This window comes from Ralstonia sp. RRA, assembly GCF_037023145.1.
In the GTDB taxonomy this organism is placed as follows: domain Bacteria; phylum Pseudomonadota; class Gammaproteobacteria; order Burkholderiales; family Burkholderiaceae; genus Ralstonia.
In genome coordinates, this window is sequence record NZ_CP146091.1 from 338533 (window position 1) to 357481 (window position 18949).

20 protein-coding genes are annotated in these 18949 nt (G+C 64.0%); 9 read left to right on the plus strand and 11 right to left on the minus strand.

Annotated features, from left to right (window positions below):
• Positions 1–22 precede the first annotated feature (22 nt).
• The 3 genes from lptC to V6657_RS01710 are packed head-to-tail and all read right to left on the minus strand — an operon-like array spanning position 23 to position 2247.
• Positions 23–655, minus strand: a complete 633-nt coding sequence (gene lptC / locus V6657_RS01700) for an LPS export ABC transporter periplasmic protein LptC (protein WP_048933929.1) — start codon at positions 653–655, stop codon at positions 23–25.
• 4 nt (positions 656–659) lie between these two features.
• Entirely contained in the window at positions 660–1247 is a 588-nt protein-coding gene (locus V6657_RS01705; protein ID WP_048933930.1) for an HAD family hydrolase, read from the minus strand.
• A gap of 16 nt (positions 1248–1263) precedes the next feature.
• Entirely contained in the window at positions 1264–2247 is a 984-nt protein-coding gene (locus V6657_RS01710; RefSeq protein ID WP_048933931.1) for a KpsF/GutQ family sugar-phosphate isomerase, read from the minus strand.
• Positions 2248–2568: 321 nt separating this feature from the next.
• Here V6657_RS01710 and V6657_RS01715 point away from each other — a divergent pair, with 321 nt between their 5' ends.
• Positions 2569–4548 carry a monovalent cation:proton antiporter family protein gene (locus V6657_RS01715; RefSeq protein ID WP_048933932.1) on the plus strand — a complete coding sequence of 660 codons (1980 nt, stop codon included), beginning with the start codon at positions 2569–2571 and terminating at the stop codon, positions 4546–4548.
• A 10-nt stretch (positions 4549–4558) separates the two neighbouring features.
• Here the strand turns inward: V6657_RS01715 and V6657_RS01720 are convergent, their stop codons facing one another.
• A complete protein-coding gene (locus V6657_RS01720) occupies positions 4559–4963 on the minus strand; it encodes a ribbon-helix-helix domain-containing protein (protein ID WP_048933933.1) in 405 nt (134 codons plus the stop codon).
• A gap of 42 nt (positions 4964–5005) precedes the next feature.
• On the minus strand, positions 5006–5584 hold the full coding sequence (locus V6657_RS01725; RefSeq protein WP_048933934.1) for a DJ-1/PfpI family protein: 579 nt from the start codon (positions 5582–5584) through the stop codon (positions 5006–5008).
• A 119-nt stretch (positions 5585–5703) separates the two neighbouring features.
• Here V6657_RS01725 and V6657_RS01730 point away from each other — a divergent pair, with 119 nt between their 5' ends.
• Both V6657_RS01730 and V6657_RS01735 read left to right on the plus strand, forming a co-directional pair.
• The gene (locus V6657_RS01730) at positions 5704–6312 is read left to right on the plus strand and encodes an adenine phosphoribosyltransferase (RefSeq protein ID WP_048933935.1); all 609 of its coding nucleotides are present in this window, start codon (positions 5704–5706) and stop codon (positions 6310–6312) included.
• A 42-nt stretch (positions 6313–6354) separates the two neighbouring features.
• Positions 6355–6975 carry a LysE family translocator gene (locus V6657_RS01735; RefSeq protein ID WP_048933936.1) on the plus strand — a complete coding sequence of 207 codons (621 nt, stop codon included), beginning with the start codon at positions 6355–6357 and terminating at the stop codon, positions 6973–6975.
• 48 nt (positions 6976–7023) lie between these two features.
• Here V6657_RS01735 and V6657_RS01740 read toward each other — a convergent pair whose 3' ends face one another.
• The gene (locus V6657_RS01740) at positions 7024–7509 is read right to left on the minus strand and encodes an adenosine-specific kinase (protein WP_048933937.1); all 486 of its coding nucleotides are present in this window, start codon (positions 7507–7509) and stop codon (positions 7024–7026) included.
• A 282-nt stretch (positions 7510–7791) separates the two neighbouring features.
• On the opposite strand from V6657_RS01740, the gene V6657_RS01745 reads away from it, so the two are divergent.
• Positions 7792–8478 carry an SDR family oxidoreductase gene (locus V6657_RS01745; protein WP_048933938.1) on the plus strand — a complete coding sequence of 229 codons (687 nt, stop codon included), beginning with the start codon at positions 7792–7794 and terminating at the stop codon, positions 8476–8478.
• A gap of 94 nt (positions 8479–8572) precedes the next feature.
• On the opposite strand, the gene uvrA is transcribed toward V6657_RS01745, so the two are convergent.
• Positions 8573–11437: an excinuclease ABC subunit UvrA gene (gene uvrA, locus V6657_RS01750; RefSeq protein ID WP_048933939.1), complete on the minus strand. Its 2865-nt coding sequence runs from the start codon at positions 11435–11437 to the stop codon at positions 8573–8575.
• 223 nt (positions 11438–11660) lie between these two features.
• On the opposite strand from uvrA, the gene V6657_RS01755 reads away from it, so the two are divergent.
• Positions 11661–12824 carry an MFS transporter gene (locus V6657_RS01755; protein WP_048933940.1) on the plus strand — a complete coding sequence of 388 codons (1164 nt, stop codon included), beginning with the start codon at positions 11661–11663 and terminating at the stop codon, positions 12822–12824.
• A gap of 46 nt (positions 12825–12870) precedes the next feature.
• Positions 12871–13431, plus strand: coding sequence for a single-stranded DNA-binding protein (gene ssb, locus V6657_RS01760; RefSeq protein ID WP_048933941.1), 561 nt, complete (start codon positions 12871–12873; stop codon positions 13429–13431).
• A gap of 240 nt (positions 13432–13671) precedes the next feature.
• Here ssb and V6657_RS01765 read toward each other — a convergent pair whose 3' ends face one another.
• The 3 genes from V6657_RS01765 to V6657_RS01775 form a co-directional block, all read right to left on the minus strand.
• Positions 13672–14625 carry a hypothetical protein gene (locus V6657_RS01765; RefSeq protein ID WP_048933942.1) on the minus strand — a complete coding sequence of 318 codons (954 nt, stop codon included), beginning with the start codon at positions 14623–14625 and terminating at the stop codon, positions 13672–13674.
• Positions 14626–14753: 128 nt separating this feature from the next.
• Positions 14754–16058 (minus strand): CDF family Co(II)/Ni(II) efflux transporter DmeF, encoded by a 1305-nt coding sequence (gene dmeF, locus V6657_RS01770; RefSeq protein ID WP_048933943.1) that lies wholly within the window; start codon positions 16056–16058, stop codon positions 14754–14756.
• 7 nt (positions 16059–16065) lie between these two features.
• Complete coding sequence (locus V6657_RS01775) at positions 16066–16344, minus strand: metal/formaldehyde-sensitive transcriptional repressor (RefSeq protein ID WP_048933944.1); 279 nt, start codon at positions 16342–16344, stop codon at positions 16066–16068.
• A gap of 298 nt (positions 16345–16642) precedes the next feature.
• On the opposite strand from V6657_RS01775, the gene V6657_RS01780 reads away from it, so the two are divergent.
• From V6657_RS01780 to V6657_RS01790, 3 genes are all read left to right on the plus strand, one after another.
• Positions 16643–16801: a hypothetical protein gene (locus V6657_RS01780; protein ID WP_171017953.1), complete on the plus strand. Its 159-nt coding sequence runs from the start codon at positions 16643–16645 to the stop codon at positions 16799–16801.
• A gap of 266 nt (positions 16802–17067) precedes the next feature.
• Positions 17068–17976 (plus strand): OmpA family protein, encoded by a 909-nt coding sequence (locus V6657_RS01785; RefSeq protein ID WP_082170208.1) that lies wholly within the window; start codon positions 17068–17070, stop codon positions 17974–17976.
• A gap of 154 nt (positions 17977–18130) precedes the next feature.
• The gene (locus V6657_RS01790) at positions 18131–18613 is read left to right on the plus strand and encodes a hypothetical protein (protein ID WP_048933946.1); all 483 of its coding nucleotides are present in this window, start codon (positions 18131–18133) and stop codon (positions 18611–18613) included.
• Positions 18614–18689: 76 nt separating this feature from the next.
• Here the strand turns inward: V6657_RS01790 and V6657_RS01795 are convergent, their stop codons facing one another.
• Positions 18690–18908 (minus strand): hypothetical protein, encoded by a 219-nt coding sequence (locus V6657_RS01795; RefSeq protein ID WP_248694717.1) that lies wholly within the window; start codon positions 18906–18908, stop codon positions 18690–18692.
• Positions 18909–18949 lie beyond the last annotated feature (41 nt).

Below are 18949 nucleotides of genomic sequence, written 5' to 3' on the forward strand. Positions count from 1 at the left end.
GGGGGTGAACGCAGTTTACTGTCTACTGCTTCGGCGCTCCCAGCCCTTCGATTCGGCCGCGCACATTGCCGAGCAATTGTACTTGGCGGGTCACGTTGTTGAAGGTGAGGCCGTTGGCGTTCATGATCGACGGCCCGCGGTGCAGTTCGACCGGCTTGTCGGTGCGCACGACGTCGTCGTTAAGCAGCACCTGGAAGTAGGTCGAGTCGGCGGTCATCAGCGGGTCCTGGTGCGGGTCAGGGCCCTGCGCGCGGACGACCTTGGCGTTGTTGTACAGATCGATGATGGTGCCTTCGCCGTTCATCTTGCCGAGGTCGGCACGGGCGGTCACTTGTGGGCGGTCGGGCGCATACACGCGCAGCGCCGGGAAGGTGACGTCGTAGGTCAGGTCGTCCTCGTAGTGATTCATGTGGACGCCGGTGAAGCGGTATTTGGTCACGCCTTTCTCGTCCAGCGCGGTGGCCGAGACGCCGTCCATCATATAGTCGGCCACGTGGCGCTTGGGCTGGTTGGCGGCTTCGTCGGTTTGCGGGGTGTTGACCTGCACCAGGAGGAACGTGACACCGCAGACGATTGCCATCAGCAGGATCGGCAGCCCGCGCAGCATGATCTGCAGCACGGTGGAGACGAGGCGTTGGGAGCGTTCGCTGGCCATGGGGTCAGAAAGTTTGCGGGGCCTGCAGCAGTTGTGCGAGCAGGTTGTCGTAGGCGCCCTGAGCCTTGAGGATCAGGTCGGCCACTTCGCGCACGGCGCCGCGGCCGCCTGTCGCCTGGGCGACATAATGGGCGCGGTTGCGCAGCTCGATGTGGGCCTGGGCCGGGCAGGCGGCAAAGCCCACCAGCGTCATCACCGGCAGGTCGGGCCAGTCGTCGCCCATGTAGCCGGCATCCTGCGGTTGCAGTTCGGCCGCGGCCAGCAGGTGGGCAAACGCCTCGCGCTTGTCGGCTACGCCTTGGTACAGATGTTCGATGCCGAGTTCCCCGGCACGCCAGGCAACGATCTCGGATTGCCGGCCGGTGATGATGGCCGACGTGATGCCCGCCTGGGCCAGCAACTTGATACCGTGGCCGTCGAGTGTGTCGAAGGCCTTGCTGATCTCACCCTCGGGGCCAACCAGCAGGCGGCCGTCGGTCAGCACGCCATCCACGTCGAAAATCATCAGGCGCACGCGCGCGGCGCGTTCCATCGCTTGCGGAAAGCGGGCGTCGATGTTGCTGTGGACGGGGGATTCTGCCGGCGCGGACATCAGCGAAGTGTCAGGCTCAGATGACCTTGGCGCGCGTCAGGTCGTGGATGTGCAGGGCACCGACCAGCACACCGGCGGCATCGACCACCAGAAGCTGGTTGATGCGGTGCGTTTCCATGACCTCGACGGCCTCGACCGCGAGTTGGTCGGGGCCGATCGAGCGCGGATTGTGGTGCATGACCTCGGTCATCGGTACGGTACGCCAGTCGCGCGGCGTTTCCAGCAGGCGGCGCAGGTCGCCGTCGGTGAAGACGCCCACGGCGTGGCCGTCAGCGTCGACCACGGCGGTCATCGCCATGCCCTTGCGGGTGATTTCCATCAGCGCTTGCGACAGCGGCGTGTCTTCCTGCACGCGGGGGATGGCATCGCCGGCGCGCATGACGTCACGCACGTGGGTCAGCAGCTTGCGGCCGAGCGAGCCGCCCGGGTGCGAGCGGGCGAAGTCTTCGGCGCCAAAGCCGCGCGCATCGAGCACGGCCACGGCCAGCGCGTCGCCCAGCGCGATCTGGGCGGTGGTGCTGGCGGTCGGCGCCAGGTTCAGCGGGCACGCTTCGACGTCGACGTGTGAATTCAGCACGACATCGGCATGCTTGCCGAGGGAGGATTCCGGGTTGCCCGTTACGGCGATCAGCTTGGCGCCCAGCCGCTTGACGAGCGGCAGGATGGCGTTCAGCTCCGACACTTCGCCGGAATTGGAGAAACCGATGAAGACGTCGTCACGCGTGACCATGCCGAGGTCGCCATGGCTGGCTTCAGCCGGGTGGACAAAGAAGGCCGGCGTGCCGGTCGAGGCCAGCGTGGCCGCGATCTTGCGCGCAATGTGACCGGACTTGCCCATGCCCGAGACGACCACGCGCCCCGTGCAGCCGAGCACCATCTCGACCGCGCGCGCAAAGTCGGCGGACACCTGGGATTTGAGACCGAGTACGGCTTGCGCTTCGATGTCGAAGGTTTGCTGCGCCAGCGCAAGCGCTCGATCTGGGTTGAAATTCGCTATCATGGCGGCGAAGTATAACAACGATTGACACGGGTCCCGGCCGCTTGCCGCACGTTGGGGCTGGGCTTGCGGGGAGTCGCGGAGCGTACGGGCGCTTCGTTTTGCTGCGCCGCGGCAATTCTCTTTCGAACCACTTTCCTTCCCGTCGCCACGCCGTCATTTTTTGCTTTGCGGCGTCCCGCGTATCGCGTTCTTCGTTTATACCCTGGCATCGGTCTTGCAATGCGCTGCGTGCTGCCTGCGGCATGTTTGCCGTGTGCACCGTCCTGATGCGCCGGTGCTGTCCACCCTGTCCAACCCCTTTCGTCTGGTTTTTCGAGCTGCATGCATTCGCCGCTGGAACTCACTCTCGTGCTGTTGGCCGCCGCCGTGATCGGCGTGGTGTTGTTCCGCATGCTGCAGTTGCCGCCCATGCTGGCCTACCTGGTGGTGGGCGTGCTGATCGGGCCGAAGGCGACGGGGCTGGAGTCCGATTCTGCGCAGACGCGCTACCTCGCCGAGTTTGGCGTGGTGTTCCTGATGTTCTCGATCGGCCTGGAGTTCAACCTCTCCAAGCTGCGCTCGATGCGGCGGCAGGTGTTCGGGCTGGGCGCGTCGCAGGTGGCGCTGACCATGCTGCTGACCGTGCCGATCACCATGCTGCTGTCGCACTGGTATCCGCTGTCGTGGCAGGCGGGCTTGGCGCTGGGCGGTGCATTGGCGATGTCGTCCACGGCCATCGTCTCGAAGATGCTGGCCGAGCGCCTGCAGCTTGAAACCGAGCACGGCCGCAACATCATCAGCGTGCTGCTGTTCCAGGATCTGGCGGTGGTGCTGCTGCTGATCGTGGTGCCGTCGCTGGGCAAGAACCCGACCGATCTGGTACTGACACTCTCCATTGCCGCGGTGAAGATCACCGTCGCGCTGGTCTTGATCCTGTTCCTGGGACAGAAGCTGCTGTCGCGCTGGTTCCACCTGGTGGCGGCGCGCCGCTCGCAGGAGCTGTTCATGCTGAACCTGCTGCTGGTGACGCTGGGCATGGCGGCGTTGACCGAGCGGCTGGGCCTGTCGATGGCGCTGGGCGCGTTCCTGGCCGGCATGCTGGTGTCAGAAACGCCGTACAAGCTGCAGGTGGAAGAAGACATCAAGCCGTTCCGCGATGTGCTGCTGGGCTTGTTCTTTGTGACAGTGGGCATGCTGCTGGACCCGCGCGTGGTGGTCGAGCACTGGGCGCTGGTGCTGGTGCTGGTGACCGGGCCGGTGCTGTTCAAGTTCGTGCTGATCGCCTTTCTGGCACGCGGCTTTGGCTCGGGCGGCGGCGCGGCGATCCGCACGGCGCTGGGGCTGGCGCAGGCCGGTGAATTCGGCTTCGTGCTGCTCAACCAGATCGACGGCATGCACCTGATCGACCCGCTGCTCGGCCAGGCCATCCTGGCGGCGATGCTGCTGTCGATGCTGATTGCACCGTTCCTGATCCAGTACAGCGATGTGATCGCCATGCGGTTCTCGCGCACGGATTGGCTGCTGCAATCGCTGGCGATGACCAAGATCGCCGCGCAGAGCATCGCCACCGAGCGTCACGTCATCATCTGCGGCTACGGGCGCAGCGGGCAGAACCTGGCGCATATGGTGGAGCAGGAGGGCATCGGCTACATGGCGCTCGACCTGGACCCGGATCGCGTGCGGGATGCGGCGGCGGCCGGCGAACATGTGGTCTATGGCGATGCGGCGCGGCGTGAGTCGCTGGTGGCGGCGGGTATCCATCGTGCGGCGGCGGTTGCCATTACGTATGCGGATACGGCCTCGGCGCTGAAGGTGCTGCACCACGTGCAGGCGCTGGAGCCGACCCTGCCTGTGATCGTCCGCACGATTGACGATGCTGATCTGGACCGCCTGCAGCAGGCCGGTGCTACGGAGGTCGTGCCCGAGATCATTGAAGGCAGCCTGATGCTGGCCTCGCACGCGCTGGTGCTGCTGGGCGTGCCGTTGCGCCGCGTGGTGCGTCGCGTGCAGGAAACCCGTGACGCACGCTACAGCTTGCTGCGCGGCTACTTTCACGGCCAGGACGATGAAGAAGACATGCTGGAGCGCGATGCTGTGCGCCTGCATTCGGTACCGCTGACCAAGGGGTCACCCGCCATCGGCCGCAAGCTTGGCACGATGGGTCTGGAAACCTTCAAGACATCGGTGACGGCGATCCGGCGCCAAGGCATCCGCGCGCTCGATCCGGACCCGGATACGGTGCTGGAACTGGGCGATATCGTCGTGCTGCGCGGCACCCCCGAGGGGCTGCAGATGGCGGAGGAGCGGCTCTCGCCGCGCTGAATCCGGTGCGCTACTTGGCCAGCGCCTCCAGCAGCGGCCCGCGCGAGCGGCGCGGTGGCGGGGTGTCGGCCAGACTTGGCGGCAGGCCCGCCAGCACAGCAGCGGCATCCAGCGACTGGATCGACACGCGGGTATCCGCCGGAATGCGCCCACCCTGCTGCAGCATCAGATAACGCAGGCAGCAGACGCGCAGGAACGAGGCGAAGTTGGCCACCTCGCCCCGATGCTCCAGCAACTCGTCATACAGCTTGCTGATGAGCTGACTGACCGTCAGGCCATCGCGCTGGCCGATCTCTTCCAGCACCTCCCAGAACAGGCATTCCAGGCGCACGCTGGTCGCCACGCCGTGCAGGCGCAGCGAGCGGGCCAGGGTGTCGTACGAGTGGGGGTTGGCGCGGATGAAGATTTCGCACATATCGGGTCTCCGGGGGGAGCGCCCGGCGCGCGGGCGGCCCGATCAGTGTAGAACCCGCGTCCCCAGGACTTCAAGAAACTGCGCCAGCCACGCAGGATGCGCCGGCCATGCGGGCGCCGTGACCAGTTTGCCGTCGGTATGGGCCTGGTCGACGGGGATGTCCTGGAATGTGCCGCCTGCCGCTGTGACTTCCGGGCCACATGCTGGATACGCCGAACACGCCTTGCCCTCCAGCACCCCCGCCGCCGACAGCAACTGCGCGCCGTGGCAGATGGCCGCGATGGGCTTATCGGCGCGGGCAAAGTGCCGCACGATGTCGAGCACACGGGCGTTCAGGCGCAGGTATTCGGGGGCGCGGCCGCCGGGTACGACGAGCGCGTCATACGCCGCAGGGTCGACATCGGCAAAGGCGGCGTTGAGGGTGAAACGATGGCCGGGCTTTTCGGAGTACGTCTGCGCGCCCTCGAAGTCGTGCACGGCGGTGGCAACGGAGTCGCCAGCCTTCTTGTCCGGGCAGACCGCATGCACCGTGTGGCCGACCATCTGCAGGGCCTGGAAGGGCACCATCACCTCGTAGTCTTCGACATAGTCGCCCACCAGCATCAGAATCTTCTTCGCCACGGTTGTCTCCTGTATGGTTGCGGTCTGCCCATTGTGGTGACGCGCCGCCTGCCGTGGGTGGTAGCCGGCTACTACACACGACAGGCACATCGCGCAAATCGTCTTTTCCCATTTCTGTCATGACCAACGTTCCTCACCATCAGGCGGCTTTGCTGACGCCGTCGTCCGTGCCTGCGTCCACCGAGCTGGGCGACGTGACGCGCTATCTGCGCGAGCGCATCCGCACCGTGCCGGACTGGCCGCAGCCGGGGGTGATGTTCCGCGATATCACGCCGCTGCTGCAGGACCCGAAAAGCCTGCGCGTGCTGGTGGACGTGTTTATCCATCGCTACATGGGGCAGGGGTTGAACCTGGTGGCGGGTATCGATGCGCGCGGGTTCATCCTCGGCTCGATCGTGGCGTATGAACTGAACCTGGGCTTCGTGCCGATCCGCAAAAAGGGCAAGCTGCCGTTCACCACGGTGGCGGAGGAGTACCAGCTCGAATATGGCAGCGCGACAGTGGAAATCCATTCCGATGCCTGCAAGCCCGGCGACCGTGTCTTGCTGATCGACGACCTGATCGCCACCGGCGGCACCATGATGGCGGGCAAGCGCTTGCTGGAGCGCCTGGGTGCGACGGTGGTGGAGGGCGCGGCGATTGTCGACCTGCCGGAACTGGGCGGCTCGCGCTTGCTGATCGAGGGCGGTCTGCCGCTCTTTACCGTGTGCAATTTTGCGGGCCATTGAGCTCGCGCGGATTGTTCGATTGACAGTAGAGGAGACAAACCGATGCCCCATGTGCTGCTGTTTCTGCTGACCTCCATCGCCATCACGGTGATGCCCGGGCCGGACAACCTGCAGGTGATCGCGCGTGGCGCGAGCCAGGGCCGCAAGGCTGGGCTGGCAGCGGCGGCAGGGTTTGCTTCGGGTTGCCTGTTCCACACGACGCTGGCGGCGCTGGGGCTGGCGGCGGTGTTGCAATCCTCGCCCGTGGCGTTTCAGGCGATCCGCTGGCTGGGCGCGGCTTACCTGATCTGGCTGGGCGTGCAGGCGCTGCGCAGCAAGGGTGGTTTCGGCCTGAGCAACGGCGGCCCGCAAGCGGCACCAGACTTGTGGCAGGTTTTCCGCCAGAGCGTGTTCGCCAACCTGCTCAATCCGAAAGTCACGCTGTTCTTCGTGGTGTTTCTGCCGCAATTCGTCGATGCGCACGCGGGGCATGCCGCGCTGCAGATGCTGCTGCTCGGCGGCGTGTTCATGGCGCAGACCATCGTCGTGTTCAGCCTGTATGGCTGGTGCGCGGCTGCACTGGGCGGCTGGATGCGCCGCACGCCGCGTGCATCGCTGTGGCTGGATCGCGTGAGCGGCTGCATCTTCATCGGTCTGGGTTTGCGCGTGGCGCTGACCAAATAAGCCAACGCACCTAACACGCGAACGCCCGGATCACCCGGGCGTTTTGCATTAGAGCTTGTAGCCGATCTGCCGCAGCAAGTCCTTGCGCCATGCGATGTCGGCATCAGTCTCGATGCCCAGCGGCGAAGCACCATCCACCACGCCGAGCACGCCGCGCCCTTGCTCCGTCTGCGCGATGATCACCTGCGTTGGGTTGGCCGTGGCGCAGTAGATGCGGCACACCTCCGGCACCGCGCGCACGGCCGCCAGCACATTGACGGGAAAGAACCCGTCACCCAGGAAGATCAGAAAGGTATGGCCCGCGCCGATGGCCATCGTGTTGTCGCGCGCGAGTTGGAGCGCGGCTTCATCATTGCCCGACCAGCGCACCAGGCGCTTGCCGGAGGCCTCGCAGAACGCAATGCCGAAGCGGATGCCCGGCACCGCGCCCACAAGGGCCTCGTGGAGGTCTTCCACGGTCTTGATGAAATGCGATTGGCCGAAGATGAAGTTGGTCGCGTCCGGCTTGACGATGGGCACCACGGTGAGGTCCATGGCGACGCTCCTGTGCGGTGGGAATGCTCTTCATCGTAGGGCGCGGTCGCTTGATTGCAAGCCGCGCCCCGGCTGGGTGGCCAGCTGTTAACGCGTCGCTAAGAGCACGGCAATACGCACGCCGTTTTCAGACAAATCCTCTTAACAACGGCAACGGGGCGGGCTAAAAAACGAGTCTTCCAACAGTGCATCAAGGTGCAAATCAGTGGCGGATTGATGTCCCATGGACGCCCGCCAAGCGCTGCATCGCAGCGAACAATTTCTTTGAATAGGAGACTCTGCGTGAAGACGTTGTTTATCACGGGTGGTACGAGCGGCATTGGCGAAGCCACCGCGCGCCATGCGGTTGCCGAAGGGCATCAGGTGTATGTCACCGGTCGCCAACGCCAGCGGCTGGATGATTTCCTGGCCTCGTTCGAGGGCGAGGCGCGCGAACGCATCACGGGCGAAATCGTCGATGCATCGTCGTGGGAGCAGACGGAACGTGCGGTGCAGGCGTGCATCGCGCACTTTGGCAAGATGGATGTCGCCTTTGCCAACGCCGGTTTCTCTTCGCGCGGTGACCTGCTGACGGGCGACCCGGAAAGCTGGCGCGACATGATCAATACCAACATCCTGGGCGCTGCCTTGCTGATCAAGGCAACGCTGCCGGCGTTGACCGAGCGGCGCGGGCATTTCCTCTTCACCGGCAGCGTGTCTGGCCGGAAGGCGTATCCGGGCAACCTGTATACCGCGACAAAATGGGCGATTACCGGCCTGGCGGAGAGCCTGCGGCAACAGGTCGTGGGCAGCGGCGTGCGCGTCTCGATCATTGCCCCCGGCCATGTCGAAACGCCGTTGTGGGCTGAACCCCCCGTTGCGTGGATGAAGCCGGACGATGTGGCGCGTGTCGTGATGTGGGTGCTCAAACAGCCCGAGCACGTTGACGTGAGCGAAGTGATTGTTCGAGCGCTGGGGCAGACCATGTAACGCTTGCGGCGTCGATACGGTTTGGCTGTATGAAAAATCCCCGCCTGGCGTACGTCAGGCGGGGATTTTTTTGGGCGCGCTGGAGCGAGGCCGCTTACTTGCGCTTGAGCAGCGGCGCCAGGTACTTGCCGGTAAAGCTCGCCTTGCTCTTCGCCACATCCTCCGGCGTGCCCTTGGCGATGATCTGCCCGCCGCCGGCGCCGCCTTCCGGCCCCAGGTCCAGCAGCCAGTCTGCCGTTTTGATCACGTCGAGGTTGTGCTCGATGATCACAATCGTGTTGCCGTGGTCGCGCAGCTTGTAGATGACCTTGAGCAGCAGTTCGATATCGTGGAAGTGCAGGCCGGTAGTCGGCTCATCCAGGATGTAGAGCGTGCGGCCCGTGTCGCGCTTCGATAGTTCCAGCGACAGCTTCACGCGCTGCGCTTCGCCGCCTGACAGCGTGGTCGCCGATTGCCCCAGGCGGATGTAGCCCAGGCCCACATCGAGCAGCGTCTGCAGCTTGCGGCGCACCACCGGCACCGGCGCGAAGAACTCGTGCGCCTGCTCCACCGTCATCTCCAGCACTTCGGTGATGTTCTTGCCCTTGTAGAGCACCTCCAGCGTTTCGCGGTTGTAGCGCCTGCCGTGGCACACGTCGCAGGGCACATACACGTCGGGCAGGAAGTGCATCTCGACCTTGAGCACGCCATCGCCCTGGCAGGCCTCGCAGCGGCCGCCCTTGACGTTGAACGAGAAGCGGCCCGGGTCATACCCGCGCTCCTTGGCGGACGGCACACCCGCAAACAGCTCGCGGATGGGCGTGAACAGGCCGGTGTACGTGGCCGGGTTCGAACGCGGCGTGCGGCCAATCGGCGACTGGTCGACGTTGATGACCTTGTCGAAGTGCTCCAACCCATCAATGCGGTCATGCGCCGCCGGCTCCGGCGTGGAGCCATACAGATGGCGCGCCACCGCGTGATACAGCGTGTCGTTGATCAGCGTCGACTTGCCCGAGCCCGACACCCCCGTGATGCACGTCAGCAGCCCAACGGGAATCTCCGCCGACACGCCCCGCAGATTGTTGCCCGTGGCGTTGATGATGCGCAGCCAGCGTTCCTCATCGGGGGCGGTGCGCTGCTTGGGCACCTCGATGCGGCGCTTGCCCGAGAGGTATTCCCCCGTGAGCGACGCCGGCGATTGCTCGACCTGCTTGGGTGTGCCCTCGGCGATGATCTGGCCGCCATGCACACCGGCACCGGGGCCGATGTCGACCACATAGTCCGACGCGCGGATCATGTCTTCATCGTGCTCGACCACCAGCACCGAGTTGCCGAGATCGCGCAGGTGCTTGAGCGTGCCGATCAGGCGGTCGTTGTCGCGCTGGTGCAGGCCAATCGACGGCTCATCCAGCACATACATCACGCCGGTCAGGCCCGAGCCGATCTGCGAAGCGAGTCGAATGCGCTGCGCCTCGCCACCCGAGAGCGTATCGGCGCTGCGCTCCAGCGACAGGTAATCCAGCCCGACGTTGTTCAGGAAGTTCAGCCGCGCGGTGATCTCCTGGACGATCTTGTCGGCAATCTCGCGCTTGGCGCCGTGCATGTTCAGCGTCAGGAAGTACGTGAGCGCATCGCGCAGCGGCCAGCCGTTGATCTCGTAGATGCCGCGCGCCTGGTCGGCCTCGCCAATCTTGACGAAGCGCGCTTCACGGCGCAGGCGCGTGCCGTTGCACTCGGGGCAGGACTGGTTGTTCTGGTACTTCGCCAGCTCTTCGCGCACCGCGATGGAGTCGGTCTCTTTGTAGCGCCGTTCCAGGTTGGGGATGATCCCCTCGAACGCGTGCTCGCGCACCGTGGTTCGACCTTTTTCGTTGATGTACGTGAACGGAATCTGCTGGTTGCCCGAGCCGTGCAGCACGATCTGCTGGATCTCCGGCGGCAGCTCTTCAAACGGCACGTCGATGTCGACGTCATAGAACGCCGCCAGGCTCTGCAGCATCTGGAAGTAGAACTGGTTGCGGCGGTCCCAGCCCTTGATCGCGCCCGAGGCCAGCGACAGGTTCGGGAAGGCCACCACGCGCTTCGGATCGAAGAAGGTGATCTGGCCCAGGCCGTCGCAGTGCGGGCAGGCGCCCATCGGGTTGTTGAACGAGAACAGCCGCGGCTCCAGCTCCTGCAGCGAATACGAGCAGATCGGGCAGGCGAACTTGGAGCTGAAGCCGTGCTCCTTGCCGGTGTCCATTTCCAGCGCGATGGCGCGGCCGTCGGCCAAGCGCAGCGCGGTTTCGAACGATTCGGCCAGGCGCTGCTTGAGTTCCGGGTTGACCTTCACGCGGTCGACCACGACTTCGATGCTGTGCTTGTCGTTCTTCTTCAGCTTGGGCAGGTTGTCGACTTCGTAGACCTTGGCTTCGGCCTCATGCGCGGTGCCGCCGCCCGAGCGGATGCGAAAGCGCACGAAACCCTGCGCCTGCATCGCCTCAAACAGGTCGACGTGTTCACCTTTGCGGTTGGCCACCACGGGCGCCAGGATCATCAGCTTGGTGTCGGCCGGCAGCGCCAGCACGGCGTCGACCATCTGCGACACGCTTTGTGCTTCCAGCGGCTGGCCGTGGTCGGGGCAGTAGGGCGTGCCGGCGCGGGCGTACAGCAGACGCAAGTAATCGTGAATCTCAGTGACGGTGCCGACGGTCGAACGCGGATTGTGGCTCGTTGCCTTCTGTTCAATGGAGATGGCTGGTGACAACCCTTCGATCAGGTCGACGTCCGGCTTTTCCATCAGCTGCAGAAACTGCCGGGCATACGCCGAGAGCGATTCCACATAGCGCCGTTGCCCCTCCGCATACAGCGTGTCGAACGCGAGCGACGACTTGCCCGACCCCGACAGCCCGGTGATCACAACCAACTGGTTGCGTGGCAGGTCGAGGTTGATGTTCTTCAGGTTGTGGGTACGAGCCCCACGAATCTTGATTTCTTCCATGTGCGGCTTGCGCCTCGCGGTCCGCCAGCCGAGCAATGTGCGGCAATAGGCAGAGGGGTGGAAAAGGGTAAGCCTGCTAATATACCGAACTTCGGTTTTGCGGGTACCCGGCCCCAGATGGGGCAGTCCGAAAGATCGTTCAAGTGTTCTTGCCGCCGCTTTTTTGCGGCGGTTTCCGCACCCTGTTTCCGACTCCCCATCCATGACTTCCGCTTCCGGCCGCATGACCGGCCTTGAGCTGCGCGCGGCTGCCTCGCTGGCCGGCATCTTTGCGCTGCGCATGCTCGGTTTGTTCATGATCATGCCGGTCTTTGCAGTGTTTGCAAAAACGCTGCCCGACGGCAACAACACCCAACTCGTTGCCTTCGCTATCGGTGTGTATGGCCTCACGCAGGCCGTGCTCTATATCCCCTACGGCTGGCTATCGGACCGCTTCGGGCGCAAGCCCGTCATCGTGACGGGGCTGGTGATCTTTGCGGTGGGCAGCCTGGTGGCGGCGTTTTCGCACAGCGTGGCGGGTATCGCCGTGGGGCGGGCCATCCAGGGTGCCGGGGCGATTTCCTCGGCGGTGATCGCCTTCGTGGCCGACCTCACGCGTGAGGAACATCGCACCAAGGCCATGGCCATGATCGGCGGCAGCATTGGCGTGTCGTTTGCCGTGGCCATCGTCAGCGCGCCGGTCATCTTTCGATGGGTCGGCATGCCGGGCATGTTCCTGGCGATTGGCGTATTGGCCGTGGTCGCCATCGGCGTGGTGCTGTGGGTGGTGCCGAATGCGCCGCGCCCGCCCGAACACGTGAAAGCCCCGTTCCGCGAAGTCCTGCACAACCCCGAGTTGCTGCGTTTGAACTTTGGCGTGTTCGCTCTGCATGCCACGCAGACGGCGCTGTTCGTCGTGCTGCCGCACATGCTGGAAGCCGCCGGCCTGCCAGTCGATTCGCACTGGAAGATCTATCTGCCGGTGATGGGCGTGTCGTTTGTGCTGATGGTGCCGGCCATCATTGCGGCGGAGAAGCGCGGCAAGATGAAGGCGGTGCTGCTGTCGGCCGTGGCGCTGGTAATGGTGGCGCAACTGGCGCTGGGCGAGGTGCATCCGACATTGACTGCGCTGGCGATTGCGTTGCTGGTGTATTTCCTGGGCTTCAACGTGCTGGAGGCCTCGCAACCGTCGCTGGTGTCGAAGTACGCGCCGGGCGTGCGCAAGGGCGCGGCCATGGGCGTGTACAACACCACGCAGGCGCTGGGGCTGTTTGCAGGCGGTGCGGGCGGTGGCTGGATTCTGCTGCACGCGGGCCAGAGCGCCGTGTTCTTCACATGCGCCGGGCTGGCCTTGGCTTGGCTTATAATCGCGAGCCCCATGCGGATGCCGGCATTGCGCCGACACTAAACCGGGCCTACGGCGGCATCACTCAACCTACCTTCGGAAACTCATCATGGCGTCCGTCAACAAAGTCATCATCGTCGGCAATCTCGGCGCCGATCCTGAAACGCGTTACATGCCCAGCGGCGACGCCGTCACCAACATCCGTGTGGCGACCACCGACCGCTATAAGGACAAAGCCAGCGGCGAAATGAAGGAAGCCACCGAGTGGCACCGCATCGCCTTCTTCGGCCGCCTGGCCGAAATCGCTGGCGAATACCTGAAGAAGGGTTCGTCGGTGTACATCGAGGGCCGCCTCAAGACCCGTCAGTGGGAGAAGGACGGCCAGAAGCAATACAGCACCGAAATCGTTGCAGACCAGATGCAGATGCTCGGCGGCCGCGGTGAAGGCGGTGGCGGGCAGGGTGGCGGCGGTGGTGGTTACTCGCGCGGCGGCGAAGGCGGCGGCGGTGGTGGTGGCGGTTATGGTGGTGGCCGCAGCCAACAAGGCGGCGGTGGCTATTCGCGCGGCGGTGAAAGCGGCGGTCAAGGTGGTGGCCAGGGCGGCGGTGCACGTCGTCAGCAAGCCCCGTCGAATGGCTTTGAGGATATGGACGACGATATTCCGTTCTGACGAGTACTTTTAGAGCGGTGTAAACAACGAGCCTGCAGCCCTTTGGGTTGCAGGCTTTTTTGTTGTTTACGTTTTCTGGAGGTGGATCACTACCACGAAGCCTTACGGTTGCATCCCATTGCCGAATCCCGAGTTCATGCTTGAGATCGAGTGCGTTGCTGTCCGGGAATCGGGCGTTGGTCGAGGCGTCAAGGCGGAGAGACAACCGCCACTTTGGTCACGTACATCAGGGCACCCCCCCTAGCGAGCCAGGATCGGCTTGCCGAACAGCGACGGCAGGAAATCATCCAGGAAGAACAACACCTGAATATTTGCGCCGACACCTCGCGTTGATCCGTGGGTTGCAGGAAGGACCAGTTCCGCCGCCACCTGCCACGTATCGCTGACATAGGCGACCCCGGGGTTGACGGTGCCGCGCGTGCGTTGCCCCCGTGGCGAGTCGAACGCGAACTCAATCAAGGGAATCCACTGGTGGAGGGGTTCCTCCTTGGGGAGCACGCCTGGCACAAATCGATCCGTCAAATAGAGCGTGCTGTACTCCAGCGCGAATCCCCAGTGCACGGTGGTGACATTGGCTGTCCTCACAGTGTTGAACTGCCGCGTCGTCGGGTCATAGCTCAAGTTGTCCGACGTTTTGCTGGTCGGCACGGCCACGCTGACGCCCGCCGTGATGCCCACCGGCCGCAACCACGACCATGCGTCAGGCAAGGCGCCGAACCCCTGGCCTATGTAAAGGCTGGGGGCGATGGTCGCTGAAGTGTTGGCGCCGAGCCGTTTGGCCCCGGTATGGGGCAGTCCATAGATGAGCGAGCCGGCAACAAGCGTTTCGTTCAGGTCATCTTCGTAGAGCCTGGACTTGAGCACCACGTCGGAACCGGTTGCGCCGCGCTGACGCGTGCCGCCCCAATCGCGCCGGACGAAGCCCGTGTCAAAACCGATCGAGACCTCGGGCGTCAGCAGCCTCGCGAACGAGATCGTTGCACCGCGATCCGTGACGTTTCCGCTGTCATCAGGGTGTTTTACAGCGCCCGCGGTGATCGAGAGTTCGTCAGCAACAGCCGGATCATCGAGATTGAGTGTCCCCGGAAAAAAGCGGTTGCCCGCAATGCCGTGCGCATGCGATGGGCCGGAAACGCACGCAGCAAAGGCGAGTGCTGCTGCGCAAATGCGAACAAATGCGGATGGGCGGTACATGGTCGAGAGAATCGGCGGTCAGACCGCGAATGTGTTTTTGTTGTGGTCGGGCGGATGCGGCATCCCTTTGGCAAGGTGCCGCGCCCCATGCTGGTGATGCGGAGGAAATGTCCGAGTCGCCCGTTAGGCTAGTTGCCCGGCGACGCGTGAACTTCCACCGTGATATGCGACAGTGCCTGAAGCCGCCGCAACCGTTGGTGATAAAACTGCGGCCCGCGGTGCGCTTGTCGTGTGCTCACAGAGACCACCGCGCCCAGGTGGCCAGGGCCGATGCGCCAGACGTGCAGGTCGAGCAGCGTGTCGCCATCGGATTCCAGAGCCGTCTTGATGCGCCTGCCGATATGCTTGTCTGGGGTCATGTCGACCAGGATGCCGCCGGTGTCGCGCAGTAATCCGTACGCCCAGTTGGCGATGACCAGTGCACCGACGACGCCTGCAAGAGGGTCCATCCATAGCCAGCCAAATGTTCTTGCCAACAACAGCCCGACAATGGCGAGCACGGAGACGGCGGCGTCCGCCAGGACGTGCACGTAGGCCGCGCGCATGTTGTGGTCGCGGTGGTGTGCCCCGTGTCCGTCGGCGTGATCGTGGTCATGCTCGTCGAAGGCCACGCTGTACTCCTGTCCACCGATGCCGACTATCGCAGTGAAGGCATGTGGCTCCGGAATCTCTGTGGTGGATTCCAGATAGTTCGCCTTGCGGACCAGGAGGAATTCCTGGCGGCTGCCGTCTGGCCGGATGGTGGTGACCGTCGCCACATCGCCGGGCAGCGGAGCGGTTTCTCCAGCCAATCGGAACACTGGCGGTACGCCATCTTCGAAGATCGACAGCGCAAACACGCCCGCCGGCGCGTCGATGTGCTGCACTTCCTTGCCATGCGGATGTGTGTCGCCAAGTCCGGCCGCGCCGTGGTCGTGTCCGTGATCGTGACCATGGTGATGACTGTGGCCATGGCTGTGACCACCGTGGTCGCCGCCGCTCAGCAGCCAGGCACTGGCGATATTCACCAGTAGCCCGACGACCGCAATCGGGATCGCCTCACTAAAGTGGATGGGCACCGGCGAGAGGAACCGCACCACCGCCTCGTAGCCGATCAACAGCGCGATCATCGCCAGGATGATGGCGCTGGTGAAGCCGGCCAGGTCACCAAGCTTGCCGGTACCGAACACGAAGCGCGGGTCGTTCGCGTGACGTCGCGCATAGGTGTAGGCCAGCGCCGCGATCAGCATGGCGCCTGCGTGCGTCGACATGTGCAACCCATCGGCCACCAGTGCCAGCGAACCAAAGACGCTTCCACCGATGATCTCGGCGGCCATCATGAGCGTGCAGAGCACGATCACGGCCCAGGTTTTGCGCTCGTTCTTTTCGTGTCCCTCGCCCAGGAACACGTGGTCATGGCTGGCGCCGAACGGCGTGTCGTAGAAATTGCTCATAGCCGGCTCACCTGAAATAGCTGTGCACGACCTCGATCAGCTGCTCCTTGGCGCTGCCGTCGGCGTGCTCATGTTCGTCATCCACCTCGGTCAGGTGGGTGCGGATGTGGTCTTCCAGCACGACGGCCAGCAGGCCACTCATGGCACCGCGGCAGCTCGTGATCTGCTGTAGGACAGGGGCGCACCCTTGCTCCTCTTCCAATGCGCGCTCGATGGCATCGAGCTGGCCGCGAATCCGGCGAACGCGGCTGAGTAGCTTCTGCTTCTCGCGGATGGTGTGGCTCATCCATTGCTCCAACAGATATACTATAGGGGAGTATAGTAAATGAGTTCGTCTCATTGGTGGGGAATACGTCGACGGTTTCGGCGGGTGCCGATGTGGAGGCAAGGCAAGCGAAACCAGTGCCGTCGTTGCTAGAAGAGGGATGCGCACAGGGTTTGTTGGATACGTGTTCTACCCCGCACCTTTGTACGGTAGCAGCTACGTCAGAAAGCACTCGATACGCAGCGCTTTTGATGAAGGCTGCAGTGCAACTGGCGAACTAGACTTTAGGGGGCGATGCCCGCCGCCCAAGGGAGGAACCATGCAACGCGTGATGAAGCATTTTCTGTTTGCGGTTGCACTGCTGACAGTCGCTGGCGGCACCGTTGGAACCTTTGCCGCCCTCTGCGCATCGTCAGCGCATGCTGAGCCGTGCGGCGGCCGTGGGTATCCGGAGGGCGGTGGCGGCAGCCGGCCCTAGCCGAAGACCATCGAGCGCGACCAGTTCTTTTTTTGCCCAAGGGGGCCGCTTCTGTTCGTTCTGGCGGGTACTTGTAGCGTGGCAAACACACAAGCCTGCAGCCCTTGGGGTTGCGGGCTGTTTTGTCGTTTGCGTTTCCTGCGCGGTACACAGACAGTTGAACACGGTGATGCGGTCGACAAGTCATCCCTGATCTGTCAGATTGCCGGTTCGTCATCTGCTCCGGCCCATATCGGGCTGCGCGGCACCACTTGGGAGTGTTTCGCATGTCTATGGAAGACCAGTCAGAACGTGTTTCCCTTGCCGTCGTTGCCACGGTGGTCGGTGTTTTGCTGATCAGCGTGGTCATTTACGCGGTGCGGTTCATCAGCGGCCAGGATGCCGCATCGGCGGGCCGGGGCGCTGCACCGGCAGGGGTGTCCACAGGTTCGTCAGCGGGTGAGCACGCCACTGCACCGGGCGCCATTGGGCTGGCCGGTAACGCGCAGAAGATCACCCTCAGCGGTGCCGTGCCTGATGAGGCAACCAAGGCGCGCCTGCTCAAGCCTGCACGTGTGCTGTGGGGCAAGGACAACGTGGTCGACCAGTTGACGGTTGCCGCGGGTGCGCCGGCAGTGTGGTGGCAGTCCCGCCCGGTCGATGTGCTGGCCCGCCTGAAGCAACTGGGCAGCTTTGATCTGCAGTCCAGCGCGGAGGGCATGAAGCTGACCGGCGTGGCGCCGAGCGAAGCGGTGCGTTCTGCCACCGGCGCCGCCGCGCCAGGTTGGATCGCCAGCCAGTTGAAGTCAGACGTGGCGCTGACCACCGATGCCAATGCCGGCACGGCCGCCGCATCGGACAACCTGCTCGATGAGCGCATCGAGTTTGCTTCCGGCTCCTCGACGTTGCCGGACGAGGCAAAGAGCCGCCTGAACGATATCGCCGGGTTGCTGAAGGATGACGACCGCACAATCGTCATTACCGGCCACACCGACAATCAGGGCGATGAGGCTGCCAACCAGAAGCTGTCGCTTGAACGTGCCGAGTCGGTGCGCGCCTACCTCACGGGCCAAGGGGTGCCGCAGGCGCGTTTGCAGGCAGCGGGGGCCGGGTCCAGCGTGCCGGTGGCGGATAACGCAAGTGCCGAGGGGCGTCAGCGCAACCGTCGCATTACCTTTGCGGTGGCCGCAAAGTAGATCGCGGTCGCATGCCGCGGTCGGTTCCAAAAGAACGGCGTTCCATCGCGGACGCCGTTTTTCTTTGTGGGTGTCCTCGCAACTGGCGGCAGGCGGCGGCGTTTGCAAGAATGGGCGTATCCAACCAATCGGCCAGCGAGCCCGCCGACGCGTTATGACGAACAAGAAGAACCTGCATCAACGGGTGATCGGCTTTGCTGCCATGGCCGTCTCGGTCGGTGCGGTTGCCAGCCTCCAGCTGCCGCCTCAGCCTGTCGGGCCGCAACAGTTCGATAGCTTTCTTGCGTGCGAGGCGTACCTGAACCAGCGTCATGCCGACGATCTGCAAGGCACGGATGGCCCACCCACGCGCTTGGAGAATGGCGGCACGCGCGAGAAATTTCTCAGGACTGACGGTGTGCAGCGGACCGGCCCAGAGACAGCGCGCTACAAGGCCCGGATCACGTGGGTTGTGCGTTTTATCAACAAGGCACGCCACGCAAAGCAGATCAACTCGCCGTTCGAAGAGGTGGACCTCACATGTACCGGCCCAATCATGCAGGGCATGACGCGCCGCGGCCAGCCCAAGCCGCTGGTGGAGCGATTGCCAGAGGGGACCGAAGAAAACGCAGAAATGGATGAGGCCCCCGCGCAATAGGCCATCGGCTGCGCAACAAAAAACCCGGCGTTCGCGGTGGAGTGCCGGGTTTTTTCAACCTGCCTAGGCGATGGCTTCAGTCGCTCTCGCAAGGCTTCTTGAACACGTGCTTCACGCCGCATTTGGTGGCATGCGCGGCGTTCTTTACACCATGCCCAACCGCACGCGCGGCATTGGCCGTGGCATGGCCGGCTTCCTTTGCGGCGTGCCCGGTCTTCCTGGCGGCTTCCTTCGAGTCCTGCTTGATGTTCTCCTTTACTTCGGACAGATCGGCATGGGCGATGGGGCTGAGCATTGCCAGCAGTAGCGCGGCAATCGGCAATAGCGGGAACAGGC